The organism is Actinacidiphila guanduensis (genome assembly GCF_900103985.1).
In the GTDB taxonomy this organism is placed as follows: Bacteria; Actinomycetota; Actinomycetes; order Streptomycetales; family Streptomycetaceae; genus Actinacidiphila; species Actinacidiphila guanduensis.
On record NZ_FNIE01000008.1, the window covers coordinates 53,146 to 67,035 of the forward strand.

General features: G+C 74.1%; 8 protein-coding genes and 1 pseudogene. 3 read left to right on the forward strand and 6 right to left on the reverse strand.

The window, feature by feature from the left end; translation table 11 throughout:
- Positions 1-164 precede the first annotated feature (164 nt).
- A complete protein-coding gene (locus BLR33_RS18385) occupies positions 165-2,195 on the reverse strand; it encodes a M3 family metallopeptidase (RefSeq protein ID WP_093785609.1) in 2,031 nt (676 codons plus the stop codon).
- Positions 2,196-2,249: 54 nt separating this feature from the next.
- A complete protein-coding gene (locus BLR33_RS18390; protein WP_093785610.1) occupies positions 2,250-3,236 on the reverse strand; it encodes a helix-turn-helix domain-containing protein in 987 nt (328 codons plus the stop codon).
- Between the two features lie 245 nt (positions 3,237-3,481).
- Here BLR33_RS18390 and BLR33_RS18395 point away from each other — a divergent pair, with 245 nt between their 5' ends.
- Positions 3,482-7,162, forward strand: a complete 3,681-nt coding sequence (locus tag BLR33_RS18395) for a S8 family serine peptidase (protein ID WP_093785611.1) — start codon at positions 3,482-3,484, stop codon at positions 7,160-7,162.
- 53 nt (positions 7,163-7,215) lie between these two features.
- Here the strand turns inward: BLR33_RS18395 and BLR33_RS18400 are convergent, their stop codons facing one another.
- Entirely contained in the window at positions 7,216-7,833 is a 618-nt protein-coding gene (locus tag BLR33_RS18400) for a GNAT family N-acetyltransferase (RefSeq protein ID WP_093785612.1), read from the reverse strand.
- Positions 7,830-10,826, reverse strand: a complete 2,997-nt coding sequence (locus tag BLR33_RS18405; protein WP_093785613.1) for a glycoside hydrolase family 2 TIM barrel-domain containing protein — start codon at positions 10,824-10,826, stop codon at positions 7,830-7,832. Before BLR33_RS18405 ends, BLR33_RS18400 begins: the two co-directional genes overlap by 4 nt.
- 267 nt (positions 10,827-11,093) lie before the next feature.
- On the opposite strand from BLR33_RS18405, the gene BLR33_RS35250 reads away from it, so the two are divergent.
- Positions 11,094-11,762, forward strand: a complete 669-nt coding sequence (locus BLR33_RS35250) for a hypothetical protein (protein WP_176930312.1) — start codon at positions 11,094-11,096, stop codon at positions 11,760-11,762.
- A 106-nt stretch (positions 11,763-11,868) separates the two neighbouring features.
- Here the strand turns inward: BLR33_RS35250 and BLR33_RS18415 are convergent, their stop codons facing one another.
- Together BLR33_RS18415 and BLR33_RS18420 are read right to left on the reverse strand one after the other, a co-directional pair.
- Positions 11,869-12,771: a transketolase family protein gene (locus BLR33_RS18415; protein ID WP_093785615.1), complete on the reverse strand. Its 903-nt coding sequence runs from the start codon at positions 12,769-12,771 to the stop codon at positions 11,869-11,871.
- Between the two features lie 27 nt (positions 12,772-12,798).
- Positions 12,799-13,332, reverse strand: a pseudogene (locus tag BLR33_RS18420) (transketolase); the annotation flags it as partial.
- Here BLR33_RS18420 and soxR point away from each other — a divergent pair.
- Positions 13,304-13,831 (forward strand): redox-sensitive transcriptional activator SoxR, encoded by a 528-nt coding sequence (soxR, locus tag BLR33_RS18425; protein WP_093785880.1) that lies wholly within the window; start codon positions 13,304-13,306, stop codon positions 13,829-13,831. The pseudogene BLR33_RS18420 and the gene soxR overlap by 29 nt on opposite strands.
- Positions 13,832-13,890: the final 59 nt, after the last annotated feature.

The window sequence follows — 13,890 nt, forward strand, 5'->3', positions numbered from 1 at the left end:
ACCAGAGATAACGCGAACGCCCGGTCTTTCCCGACCACGGGCTCGCTGTCGAGTTAACGATAACGTAGCAGGTGGACCGGACCCTGGCGAGAGGCGGCAGCGTTACGCCCCCTGTGCCCCCTGTGCCCCCTGTGCCTCCTGTGCCCCCTGTGCCCCCTGCGCCCTTACGCCCCCTCGGCCCCGTCCAGTCCGCGGCGGGTCAGCAGCGGCTCCACCCGCGGCGGCCGCCCCAGCACCTGCGCGAACGCTGCCAGCGGATCGACGCTGCCGCCCTTGGACAGCAGCCGGTCCCGGAACACCTCGCCGTTCTCGCGGCGCCGCTCGGGCCGCGCGGTGAACCACTCGGTGGTGTCCGCATCCAGCACCTCGCTCCAGATGTAGGAGTAATAGCCCGCGCTGTAGCCGCTGTTGAAGATGTGCGTGAAGTACGAGGTGCGGTAGCGCGGCGGGATCGCCGGCAGGTCGAGGCCCGCCTCCCGCAGCGCCCGTGCCTCGAACTCCAGCGGGTCGCCCGGGTCCTCGCCGGCCGGCAGGCTGTGCCAGGCCCAGTCCAGCAGCGCGGCCGCCAGGTACTCCACGGTGGCGAAGCCCTGCCCGAACCGGGCCGCCTGCTCCATCCGCGTCACCAGGTCGGCCGGCAGCGGTTCGCCCGTCTCGTGGTGGCGGGCGTAGCGCTCCAGCACGTCGGGCCACAGCGCCCACATCTCGTTGACCTGCGAGGGGAATTCGACGAAGTCGCGCGGCACTGCGGTCGCGGCGAAGTAGGGGTGGCGGACGCGGGAGAAGAGCGCGTGCAGGGCGTGCCCGAACTCGTGGAAGAGCGTCTTCACCTGGGCGAAGGTCAAGAGGGCCGGCTCGCCCGGTGCGGGCGCGGCGATGTTGTGGTTGTTGACCACCACTGGCCGGCCGCCCAGCAGTTCGGACCGCACGACCAGCGAGTTCATCCAGGCGCCGCCGCGCTTGGTCGGGCGGGAGAAGAAGTCGGCGAGGAACAGGCCGAGTTCGCTGCCGTCGGCGTCGAAGACCTCGAACACCCGCACATCGGGGTGGTAGCCGGGCAGGTCGGGCCGCTCGGTCAGGGTGATGCCGTAGACCTCGCGGGCGGCGTGGAAGACGCCCTCGCGCAGCACCCGGTCCAGCTCGAAGTAGGGCCGCAGCGCCGCCTGGTCGACGTCGTAGCGCTCCTTGCGGACCTTCTCCGACCAGTACGCCCAGTCCCACGCTGCCACCTCGCCGCCGGCGATGTCGGCCAGCGCGTCGGCCTCGCGGCGGGCGTTGGCGACGGCCGGCGGCACCAGGCGGGCCAGCAGGTCGGTGACGGCCCGCGTGCTGCCCGCCGTGTTGTCGGCGACCACATAGGCGGCGTGGCTGTCGTACCCCAGCAGCGCGGCCCGCTCGGCGCGCAGCACGGCCAGCGACTTCGCCAGCGGCAGGTTGGTGTCCTGGGCGCGGTCGAGGGAGGCCCGGAGGAAGCGGCGGCGGACCTCGCGGTCGTCCAGGACGGCCAGTTCGAACTGGTTGGAGAAGTTCCGCAGCGACAGCACCCAGGCGCCCTCGTGGCCGAGCCTACGGGCGTTCTCGGCCGCCGCCGCGACCGCGTCCGGCGACAGTCCCGACAATTGCGCGGGGTCGTCCAGGACGAGGGCGCCGGCCTCGTTCGCGGCCAGCAGGTTCTGCCCGAAGGCCGTGGACTCCGCGGCGATCCGCGCGTTCAGCTCCCGCAGCCGGGCCCGCCCCCGCTCGTCCAGTTCGGCGCCCGCCCGCCGGAAGCGGGTGTGGTAGCGCTCGACCAGCCGCAGCGACTCCGGATCCAGGCCGAGGTCCTCGCGCGTCTCGTACAGGGCCTTGATCCGGGAGTAGAGGGCGGCGTCGAGGTGGACGGCGTCCTCGTGCGCGGCGAGCATCGCGTTGACCTTCGGCTCGATCTCCCGCAGCCCGGGAGTGAGGTGCGCGCCGGCCGCGTTGTCGAAGACGCGCCGCACCCGGTCCAGCAGCACACCCGAACGCTCCAGCGACTCAAGGGTGTTGGCGAAGGTCGCCGGCTCCGTGCTGCCCGAGATCGCCGCCACCTCGGCCAGGTGCGCCTGGATCGCCTCCTCGAAGGCGGGCAGGAAGTGCTCCTCGCGGATCGCCTCGAAGGGCGGCAGGGCGTAGGGCAGCGGGCTCTCGGCGAGCAGCGGATTCGTGGTCGTCACGCCCTTGAGGCTAGATCAGCGCCGCGGCCACCGGACCAGGGCCGCCGCCGCGGATCAGAGCCAGCCGCGTCTCTCCGCGATGCAGCCGGCCTGGAAACGGGTGGACGCCCCCAGTTCGGTCAGGAGGTCCTGGAGCCGGCGGTAGGTCGTCCGGGTGCTCCACCCCTTGGCGTGAGCGATGGCCGTGTCGGTGAGGCCGGCCATCATCATCGCGAGCAGGGACCGGGTCTCCTCGTCCGGGCCGTCGACGGCGGTGGGTGCCGTCGCTCCCGCGTCGAGCGGGACGGCCTGGGTCCACTCGCCCTCGAAGAGGGCTTCGAGGGCGGTGAACAGCGGCGAGCGCCGGACCAGGTAGGCGACCTGCAGGCCGCTCCGGCTCAGGTCGAAGGGGATGAGGGCGTCCTGGTCGTCCCTGATGATCAGCTTGAGCGGCAGGGTGCGCCGCATCCGGGCCTGCTCGCCGCCGCGGATCGCCGGCAGGATGCCCGTCTCCAGCTTCTTCGGCCAGGTCAGCGCGTCCTGACTGTAGATCACCCGGTGGGCGACCCCGTCGCGCTGGTGGCGCGCGATCTGCGTGGCGGTGTTCCGGGCGGCGCCCTCGCCGTCGGGGGGCTCGTAGTAGGGCGGGGTGTCGAACACCCTGACCTGGTGCTGGGCCTTGGACTCCAGGAGTTCGACGGCCGAGGCGATGGTCTCGCGGTCCGTCAGCTGCTCGATGGCGAGTTCGGGACGTGCCCGGGTCGCGTTCCGGTGGATCTCCGAGAGCGCGTACGCCTTGGCGCGCGCGGCGCTCAGCTCTTTCTCCCTGGTCTGCACGAGGTGGTTGATCGCGATGTCCGGCGGCGCCGCCAGGTACCGGGTCGGGCGGCCGCTCCTGGTCGCCAGGTGCTTGTCCACAAGCGAGTTGAGGACCCGCCTGAGCGGGGCCACCTCGGCTTCGAGATGGTCGGCGAGCGCGGCCGCCGTCAATCCCGGCTGGGCGACGAGCGCTTCGTAGACGCGCTCCTCATCGCAGGTCATGCCGAGTACCGCAAGCTCCATGCGCCTGTTGTAGCGGGTCTGTCGAGGTTGTGCCAAGTGGCAGCAAGCAGCCACGAAACGCCTTGTCTCGCTTCGCTGCCGAATGACAGTGTTCGGCCAACCCCCACGTGCCGACTACCTTGCGCCTCCCCGAACGGAAAGGGTCTCCCGTGAGATCTCCACGCAGACGCCGGGCTCTCGCCGCAGCCGCGGCCGTGTCCTTGGCGTTGCTCGTCAGCCCGCTCGCGGTCCCCGGACCCGGGTCCGTGGCCTACGGAGCGACGCCGGACCAGAGCCCCTCGGTCGTGGGCCAGGACGGCGGCGGCGCAGAGCACACCGTCACCCTCGTCACGGGCGACGTCGTCACGGTGCGCCCGAAGGGGGAAGCGGCCGGCGAGGGCGGCACGGTGTCGGTCACGGGGCCGGACGGCGGGCCCGCCCGGGCCAGGGTCCTCGAGTCGGCCGGGGACCTGTACGTCTTTCCCGACGCGGCGATGCCCTACGTCGCTGACGGGAAACTGGACCGCAGACTCTTCGACGTCACGGACCTCGTCGCCGACGGCTACGACGACGCTCACAGCGACAGCCTCCCGCTGATCGTCTCCTACGGGACGCAGGGCGCCGCGTTCCGCGCGGCCACGGCGCCGACGGGTGCGTCGACGGTCCGCGCGCTCCCGAGCGTCGCGGGGGCGGCCGTCACCGCACCGCATACGCACGTGGCGGAGTTCTGGTCGTCCGTGACCGGAACGCCCTCCCCGGCGGCCTCCTCCGCGCTCTCCTCGGCCGTATCCCCTGGCACGGGCCGGACCGCCCCGTCGTTCGAGGACGGCATCACGCACATCTGGCTGGACGGCAAGGTGCGTGCCGATCTGGCCGATTCGACCGCGCAGATCGGCGCGCCGCAGGTGTGGGCGAACGGTGACACCGGGCAGGGCGTCGACGTCGCCGTCCTCGACACGGGCGTCGACACCGCGCACCCGGACCTCGCCGGCCGGATCGTCGACACCCGCAGCTTCGTCGCCGGCGAGGACGCCGAGGACCGCAACGGCCACGGAACCCACGTCGCCTCCACGATCGCCGGCACGGGGGCCGCCTCCGGCGGCGTCGAGAAGGGCGTCGCACCGGGCGCCCGGCTGCACATCGGCAAGGTCCTCTCCGACGCGGGCCAGGGCAGCGACTCCGATGTGCTGGCCGGCATGGAGTGGGCGGCGGTGGACGAGCACGCCAGGATCGTCAACATGAGCCTCGGCGACCCCGACCCCTCCGACGGCACGGACCCGCTGTCCGAGGCCGTGGACCGGCTCAGCGCCCAGACCGGCGCCCTCTTCGTCATCGCCGCGGGCAACACCGGCGGCTCCGGTACCATCGGCTCGCCCGGAGCCGCCGCCGACGCCCTCACCGTCGGCGCGGTGGACGGCGGCGACACGCTCGCCGACTTCTCCAGCCAGGGCCCCCGGGTCGGCGACGGCGCCCTCAAACCGGAGATCACCGCGCCCGGTGTCGACATCCTGGCCGCCCGCTCGCAGTACGCCGCGGAGGGGGAGGGCTACTACCAGACGCTGAGCGGCACCTCCATGGCCACACCGCACGTGACCGGTGCCGCGGCCCTCATCGCGGCCGAGCACCCGGACCTCACCGGAGCGCAGCTCAAGGACCTGCTGACCAGCACATCGAAGCAGACCCCCGCCTACAGCGCCTTCCAGGCCGGCAGCGGCCGGGTGGACGCGGCGGCCGCCGCGGGGGCCGGCGTCTTCGCCACCGCCACGGCGTACGCCGGCGAGAGCGAACCGGGCCCGGTCCGGCGGCCCGTCACCTACACCAACCTGGGCGGCAGCCCGGTGACCCTCGCCCTGTCGGTCTCCGCCCCGGACGCGCCGGCGGGCACCTTCCACCTTGCGGCAGACTCCGTCGCGGTGCCCGCCCACGGCACCGCCGATGTCACCCTCACCATCGACCCCGCCGCCGCGGCGGGCGCATCGGGCAGCTTCAGCGGCCAGATCCTGGCCTCGGGCCCGGGCGGCGTGCTCGCCCACACCGCGATCTCGCTGGGCGCGGCCTCGCACAAGATGACCATCGACGTCAAGGACGCCGCCGGCAACCCGGCCGACGCGCTCGTGACGCTGCTGCGGTCCGGCGACCCGGACCCGGAGCTGGTGGACGTCAGCGGCAGCGCGACCTTCTACATGCCCGACGACGACTACTCCGCCCTCGGCTTCCTGACTGTGCCGGGCGCCCACGGCCCCAGGTCGCAGGGCCTGGCACTGCTCGGCGACCCGGACGTCGTCCTCGACCGGGACCGCACCGTGACGCTCGACGTCGGCGCCGTCCGGCAGGTCGATGAGACGACCCCGCAGCCGGGCGACCCCACGTACCTGCGGCTGGAGTACGACCGGGCGCTGGGCCAGTCCCAGTGGCACGACTTCGAGGTCGGCGACACCGCGTACGACAGCCTGTGGGTCCAGCCCCAGGGAACCGTCGAGCACGGCGACTTCTACCTCGGCACCCGGTGGCGCAAGGAGCAGCCCGCGCTCACCGTCTCGGCGCAGGGGGCCGACTTCACCGACGTGCTCCGGCAGGACGGTGTCACCCCGCTGCCCGCCGGCACACGCTCGCTCCCCCTGGTCTTCGCCGGCGACGGCGCGGCGGCGGACTACACCGGCCTCCACGCCCGCGGCAAGGCGGTCGTGGTGCGCCGCACCACCGCGGTGACCCCCGTCGCGCAGGCGCAGGCGGCGGCCGCGGCCGGGGCGAGGCTCCTGCTGGTCGCCAACGACCGGGCCGGACGCCAGAAGCTCTCCTTCGGTACCGACGCACTGCACCCGGCCGCAGTCGACGTGGGCCTGCTCTCCCCCGACGAGGGCGACAAGCTCATCGCCCGGGCCCAGCGCGGACACGTGGTGCTGCGGGCCGAGTCCCACCCGGTGCCGGACTACGTCTACGACCTCATGCACACCTGGCACGACCGGCTCCCGAAGGACATGGTCGTCCAGGCGTCGAAGAAGAACCTCGTCCGGATCGACGAGGACTTCGACAGCCCGGGCCCCTCGCCCTACGCGCAGGAATGGCGGTACGACTACCCCGTCTACTCGGAGTGGGGCATCGGCCAGGACGTTCCGCTCGCGGTCGACAGCCACCGGACCGACTGGGTCAGCACCGACGGCGCCAACACGTGGGGCCAGGAAGCCACCGACGGGACACAGTACGAGAGCGGTGTCCAGCGGTCCTACACCCACGGAACCACCATCGGCGAGGAATGGTTCAAGCCCGTCCAGCGCCCGTACCTCAACAACAGCTACCTCGGCCCGACGCGGACGGGCGACCAGATGCGGATCGACGTCCCCGGCTACGGCAACGCCACTCACGCCGGCTACTCCCTTGCATGGGGGAGCGACGCCGGCCAGGACGTCACCCTCTACCAGGGCGGCACCCGGCTGGGCTCCACCAGCAACGGACTCGTCATGAGCCCGAACCTGCCCAGCGCCGCGCCCCTGCCGTACCGGCTGGTCGTCACCAACCGGCGCGACACGTCGTACAGCCCGTACTCCTCCTCGACGACGACGCAGTGGACGTTCACCTCCGCCGCCCCGGCCGTCCCCGACGAGCGGGACCTGCTGCCGCTGCTGCAGATCGGGCTCGACGTGAAGACGGACGCGACCGGCTCCGCCTCTCGCACGGCGGCCTTCGGGGTCACCGTCGCGCACCGCGACCCGGTGGCCGTCGGACTCGTGGACGTCTCCGTCGCCGGCGCCGGCCGACCCGGTGCACCCCGGGTCGAGGTGTCCTACGACGACGGCGCCACCTGGCAGCACCTCGCGGCGGACGCGCACGGGCAGTACCGCTTCCACGCCCCGCGCACGGCGACCTTCGCGTCCCTGCGCCTGAGCGCGAGCGATTCGGCGGGAAACACGGTCGACCAGACCATCATCCGCGCGGTCGGCCTCCGCTGAACAAGGCGGCGCCCGCGCCCCCCTCGCACGACGGGGGGCGCGGGCGCGCGGTGCTACGACGTCGGGCGGCCCAGGTAGGTGAGTTCGCCGACGTCGGGCAGCGGGAGTTCCGTGGAGCCGAGGCGGTCGTAGAACGCGCGGGCCGCGGTGTTCGCGGTCAGCATGCTCAGGTGCACCGCCGGGACCCCCTTGGCGGCGAGCGCCGCGAGGAACGCCGTCATCAGGGCGCGGCCGTGCCCGGCCCGCTGGTAGCCGGGCAGCAGGTCGATGTGCAGGTGGGCCGGGTGGCCGGCGAGGTCGGGGCGGACCATCCGCTGCGGGGTGTGCAGCAGATGGGCCATCAGCTCGCTCGGCGTTCCCGGCTCGCCCGCGGGCGCGGGCCACCGGTCGGCCACCGTCGGCAGCCACTCGTCGCGGAACCGCTCGGCGAAGACCGCGGTGTCGGACGTGCCGAGGATGTAGCCGACGGCCTGCCCGCTCCCGTCGTCCACCACGAACGCCAGGTCCGGTTCGAGGACGGCGTAGGGCGCGGCGAAGATCGCGCCCAGCAGCTCGTGGTCCTGCGGCGGGTACGTGCCACTGGCGTCCTGCCCCGCGTCGGCCGTCCGCAGGCAGATCTCGTACAGCGCCGGCAGGTCGGCCGGGCGGTAGGGGCGTACGGCGGCGGTCACAGGTCGTCCCCCTCGTCGGCCGGCGCGTCCGGGCGGCGGCCCGAGCGCAGGGTACTCGGCGTCTCCCGCCCGCCGCCCTCGGTGCGGAAGGTGACGGCGAAGGCCGCCGGCGCCGCCGCCAGCCGGTACTGCGGCAGCACGCCGGGCCCGCACGCGGCCGTGCCCACCCCGTGCACCGCGTGGTCCAGGTGCACCCACAGCGTCTCGCCCGCGACCAGGTCGTGGGTGTGCCGCGCCTGCTCCAGCTCGCGCGTGCTCCACGGGCGGGCGGTGAACCAGAAGGAGGGCTCGCCCTCGATCCGCAGCCCGCTGCCGTCGGCCCGCAGCAGCCGCGCCCAGCGGACGTCCGCGCGGGCGCCGTTCTCCTGCGGGCGCACGTACGGCGTCTGCAGGTCGGCGACCGGGGAGCGCCAGCGGCCGATCCGGGACGCCTGCCGGGTGTCCGGGTACGCCTCGCCCGGCCCGCCGCCGAACCACTCGGCGGTCTCCAGCGCGGCCGGCAGGCCCAGGCGCAGGCCCAGCCGGGGCAGCGGCACCGGCCAGTCGCCCTCGGGCTCCACCTCGACGGCGAGCCGCAGCCGGTCCCCGGTCGCGCTCCAGCTGAACACCGCGCGCAGCGCCAGGTCGGAGGCGGCCGCGGCCACCCGCGTCGCCACCGTCAGGGTGTCGCCGCCGACGCTGACCCGGTCCACCCGGTGGTGCATGCGGTGCAGGCCCAGCGCGCGCCAGCGGTTGTCCAGCCGCCCGTCCTGGTGCCACTCCGAGCCCATGTCGTTGTCCACCGGCGCCCGCCACACGTCGAGTTGCGGGCCCCGCACCGCGGTCCCGTCCAGGTAGCGCAGGGTGCCGGTGGCCGCGTCGAAGGTGCCGGGGCCGAGCACGACCAGGCCGCCCTCCACCCGGCGCGGGGTGTGCGGGGCGCCCTCGGCCGCCCGCGCCCGCGGCACCGCGTGCTCGGCGGCGAACTGCGTCCAGGCCACCTCGTGGCCCGAGGGCGCCCACGCGGTGTCCTCGGCGAGCAGCGCGCGGACCGTCCACCAGCCCTCGCCGGGCCGCGACGCGGCGGCGAGCACCGGCAGTTCGACCTCGGCGCTCTCCCCGGGCCCCAGCGCGGGCACCTTCAGCGGCCCGGCGTCCGTGCGTTCGCCGTCCACCTCGTACGTCCAGCGGAAGGCGAGACCCGAAAGGTCGGCGACATCATGGAGGTTGGTGACGGTGACCAGGCCGCGGGCCGCGTCGCCGGCGATCCGCACCGGCTCGATCACCTTCTTGAACTCCACCAGGCCCGGCGAGGGCGTCCGGTCGGGGAAGACCAGGCCGTCGCAGACGAAGTTGCCGTCGTGCAGCTCCTCGCCGAAGTCGCCCCCGTAGGCGAAGTACGTCCGGCCGTCGGGGGTCCTGCGGCGCAGGCCGTGGTCGATCCACTCCCAGACGAAGCCGCCCTGGCAGCGCTCGTACGTCTCGAACAGCCGCTGGTACTCGGCGAGTCCGCCCGGCCCGTTGCCCATCGCGTGCGCGTACTCGCACAGCACGAAGGGCATCGCGCGCCGCCTCGCGTCCAACGTGGGGTCCTCCAGCGGGTCTTCCTCGCGGCGGCCGATCGCCTCGGTCTCGGCGTGGTCGGCGTACATCCGCGAGTAGACGTCCACGTCGCGGCAACTGCGGTCGCCCTCGTAGTGGATGGGGCGCGAGGGGTCGCGCCGCCTGATCCACGCGGCCATCGCGGACAGGCCGCTGCCGGTGCCGCACTCGTTGCCGAGCGACCACATCACCACCGACGGGTGGTTCTTGTCGCGCTCGACCATCCGGGCGGCCCGGTCCAGCAGCGCGGGCGTCCACTGCTCGTCGTCCACCGGGTTGCGCCGCCAGCCCACTTCGAGGAAGCCGTGCGTCTCCAGGTCGCACTCGTCGACCACCCACACGCCCAACTCGTCGCACAGGTCCAGGAACGCAGGGTGCGGCGGGTAGTGGCTGGTGCGGACGGCGTTCACATTGTGCTGCTTCATCAGCAGCAGGTCGCGCCGCATCGTCTCCAGGTCCAGGGCGCGGCCGTGGTCCGGGTCGAACTCGTGCCGGTTCACGCCGCGGAAGAGGATGCGGCGGCCGTTCGCCTTGAGCACCCCGTCCTCCACGGCGACCGTGCGGAAGCCGATCCGCAGCGGGATGCGCTCGCCCTCGGTGGCCAACTCCGCGTCGTACAGCCGCGGTACCTCCGCCGACCACGGCTCCACCGGCACCGACACGCTCTGGCCGGTCGCGATGTCCAGGCCCAACTCGGGCACCGACACGGTCCCTTGGGGATCGCACTCCACCAGCAGCGTGCCCTCGCCGGTCAGGTGGTCGTAGGAGCAGTGCACGAAGAAGTCGGCGACCGCGCCCTCGGGGCGCTCGATCAGCGTCACGTCGCGGAAGATGCCGGGCATCCACCACATGTCCTGGTCCTCCAGGTAGCTCCCGGACGACCACTGGTGCACCCGCACCGCCAGGACGTTGCCGCGCGGCCGCAGCACCTCGCCGACCTCGAACTCCACCGGCAGCCGGCTGCCCTTGAAGGTGCCCAGCTCCTCGCCGTTGAGCCACACCCGCGCGCAGGAGTCCACACCGTCGAAGCGCAGCACGGCCGCGCCGCCCGGCCAGTCGTCGGGCAGGTCGAAGAAGCGCAGGTGGTCGCCGGTCGGGTTTTCCGTCGGCACCCGCGGCGGGTCCACCGGGAAGGGGTAGCGGATGTTGGTGTAGGCGGGGCTGCCGTGGCCCTGCAGCGTCCAGTGCGAGGGGACGGGCAGCACGTCCCAGTGCGAGCAGTCGAAGCCGGGACGGGCGAACGACTCGTCCTCGGCCTGCGCGGTCGGCGACAGCCGGAACCGCCAGGCCCCGGCCAGGCTCACCCGGCGCGCGTCCGAGACGGCCGTCCAGGCCCGCGGCGGCAGCGCGCCCGTGCCCGGTGAGACGTCCTCGTAGTACGGTAGCGGCCCGGGCGGCGGCGCCTCGTGCATGGTGCTGCTCCTCGCGGTACTCGGTGTTCGGTCTCGGGGACTCGCGCGGATGTACGATCCGCGGAAACGATTCTTGTCAGGCGGCGGGTCCGCGCGCCAGTTGCATGGGACACGGATTTCCCCGCGGCCGCCTGCCGCCGGCCCGCTGTTTCGCCCAACACTCCTCGCCCGTACGGCACTTGGCCCTACCGCCGACAGTTTGGTGCGCTACGATCCAGCCCGCTCGTAACCTGCCGCGTGGGGGGACACACCGAAATGGCGCCGACCGTGCCGCATGCAGCGGCCGCCCTGTCCGCCGGGCCCGTCGCGGGCCTGAGCGGCACCTCCGCCTTCGTGCTGATCGCCGTGGTGGTGGTCGCCGTCGCGGCCATCGCCGTCACGCCGCTGATCCTGGACGTCCGCCGCGCCACCGCCTGGCGGCAGCAGCTCACCGACCACCTGCTCGACCACGCGGCCGACGACGAGGAGGTCCGCGACTTCCTCCGCGACCTGCGCGAGCCCCGCGGGGTGCGCGGGCTCACCCGCAGCATCATCGCGGTCCTCATCCTCGCCCTGGTCGGCTTCGCCCTCGCGGTCGCCATGCTCTCCTCGGGCGCGGACGCGGGCGACCTGCGCAAGACGATCGTGACGGCGCTGATGACGGTGCTCGCCACGGTCGCGGGCTTCTACTTCGGCACACTGGGCGCCCAGAACAGCGCGGAGGACGCCCGCCGCCCCCAGCGCGCGGCCCCGCGCCCGAAGACGCCGGCCGCGGGCCACGGGGGCACGGTGACGGCGACGGCCACGGCGACGACGGACGCGCCAGGAGGTACGGCGGAGGCTCCCGCGGGCGCCGGCCCCGCTCCCGCGGCGGGTTCCGGCGCAGCACCGGCCGCCGCCGCACCGGCCGCACCGCCCGCGCAGACGGACCCCGCGGGCCCCGACCCGGCGAGCTGAACCCGGCGGGCCCGGCGGGGGTGGGCGAACCCCGTCAGGGTCCGGGCCCCGCCCATCCCACGCATCGGGCCCGCACCTGACGGCTCCGCGGCGCCGCCGTGTCACCTCACAGCTGCAGGAACCCCTCGATGCGCGGCCGCAGGGTCGCCGCCGTCAGGCCGTGGGCCCGCGCGTGGTCCGCGGCGGTGCCGTAGCGGCGCAGTTCCGCGCGGCGCGTGCCGAGCGCGAGAATCCGGTGGGGGAGCGCGGAGAGGGCCTCGGTCGCGAACGGCGTGGAGGTGCCCGCGAGGTAGGGCTCCACCAGGATGAGGTCGGGGTGGTCGGCCCGCCCGACCGCCGCGGCGACACCGGCGGCGTCGAAGGGCCGCACCGTCGAGGCGTACAGGACGCTCACGTCCAGCCCCTCGGTCGCCGCCAGCACGGGGTCCAGCATCGGCCCCACCGCGAGCACCACGCCCGCCCGCCCCTCGCGCACCTGCCGGAAGCGGCCCGGTTCGATGGGCCGCGCCGCCGCGTTCGCCTGGTCGCTGAGCCGGACGTAGACGCGGGTGTCGCCGTCCGCCGCCGCGTGCCGCAGCAGCGCCTCGGCCTCGTCGGGGTGGCCCGGCACGTGCACCGTCCAGCCGTCGAGCGTGTCGAGCAGGGCGACGTCGCCGGGGCACTGGTGGGTGCGCCCCGCGGCCGCGCTGTCGTACGAGGCCGCCGCGCTGACCAGCACCGCGCCCACGCCCTGGTGCCCCAGGTCCAGCTTCACCTGCTCGAAGGGGCGCTCGATGAGGAAGCTCGCGAAGGTGTGCACGATCGGCCGCAGCCCCGCCAGCGCGAGGCCGCCCGCCGCGCCCACCAGGAGCTGCTCCCTGATCCCGACGTCGATCACGCGGTCCGGATGCGCCCTGGCGGCCTCGGCGAAGCGGTCGCCGGAGATCACCGCGAGGACGACGGCCAGCCGCGGGTCGTCGTCCAGCAGCCGGCTCACGACGCTGCCGAAGCGGTCGCGCATGGTGTCCATGGAATGCCCTTCGTTCGGTGCGGGGAGTCAGCTCTTCGAAGCGACCCGGGCGACGACCACGTGCGGCCGCCCAGGATGCGGCGCGGTGAACGCCTCGTACAGCGCGCGGTGGTCGCGGCCGTCCACCGTCGCGGTGGACCAGCCCTCGGCGGCGAACCGCGGCGCGAGGCCGCCGGGCCAGCCGTATGTCGCCGAGGCGTTGTCGACCACGACGGTGTGCAGCCCCTCCAGGCCGACCGCGCCGGCGAACTGCACGGCCTCGAAGTTGCTGCCCTCGTCCATCTCGGCGTCGCCGACGAGCACCCACACCCGCGCCTCCGTCAGTCCCTGGGCCCGCAGGCCCAGCGCGGTGCCCACCGCCAGCCCGAGGCCGTGCCCGAGCGAGCCGGAGCCGATCTCGACGCCCGGCACGAGCGTGCGGTCCGGGTGCTGCCCGAGCGGCGAGTCGTACGAGGCGAAACCGGGCAGCCACTCGACGGGCAGGAAGCCCTTGGCGGCGAGCACCGCGTAGTACGCCATCGGGCCGTGGCCCTTGGAGAGCAGGAAGCGGTCGCGGGCGGGGTTCTCGGGGTCACGGGGGTCCACGCGGGACGACCGGCTGACCATCGGCGAACTCGCCGCCCGCAGCGGCTGCGCGACCTCGGCGCTGCGCTACTACGAGGAGATCGGCCTGATCACGGCCGAGCGCACGGCGGGCGGTCAGCGCCGCTACCGCCGGGCGACCCTGCGCCGCCTCGCCTTCGTCCGCGCCGCCCAGCGCATCGGCCTCACCCTGGAGGAGGTCCGCACCGCGCTTTCCGCCCTCCCGGCCGACCAGGTCCCCTCGGCCGCGGCCTGGAACCGCGTGGCCCGCACCTGGCAGCGGCGCATCGACAGCCAGATCGCCGAGCTCCAGCAGTTGCGGGACCAGCTCACGGGCTGTGTGGGCTGCGGCTGCCTCTCGCTGACGAAGTGCGCGCTCTACAACCCGGCCGACACGGCCGCGTCTGCGGGCCCGGGGGCCCGCTACCTCCTCGGGGAGGGGCCGCCTGCGGCGGGGGAGGAGGGTCGCGGGGGGTGAGGGCCGCTTGTCGCGGCTGCGTGCTCGGGGGTTTGCGGGTTCGCTGGTCGCGGCGCGGT

Excerpts from the sequence above, each read along its gene's own strand:
- BLR33_RS18415 (WP_093785615.1), bottom strand. The coding sequence starts at position 12,771 with ATGGACACCATGCGCGACCGCTTCGGCAGCGTCGTGAGCCGGCTGCTG.
- BLR33_RS18390 (WP_093785610.1), bottom strand. The coding sequence starts at position 3,236 with ATGGAGCTTGCGGTACTCGGCATGACCTGCGATGAGGAGCGCGTCTAC.
- BLR33_RS18405 (WP_093785613.1), bottom strand. The coding sequence starts at position 10,826 with ATGCACGAGGCGCCGCCGCCCGGGCCGCTACCGTACTACGAGGACGTC.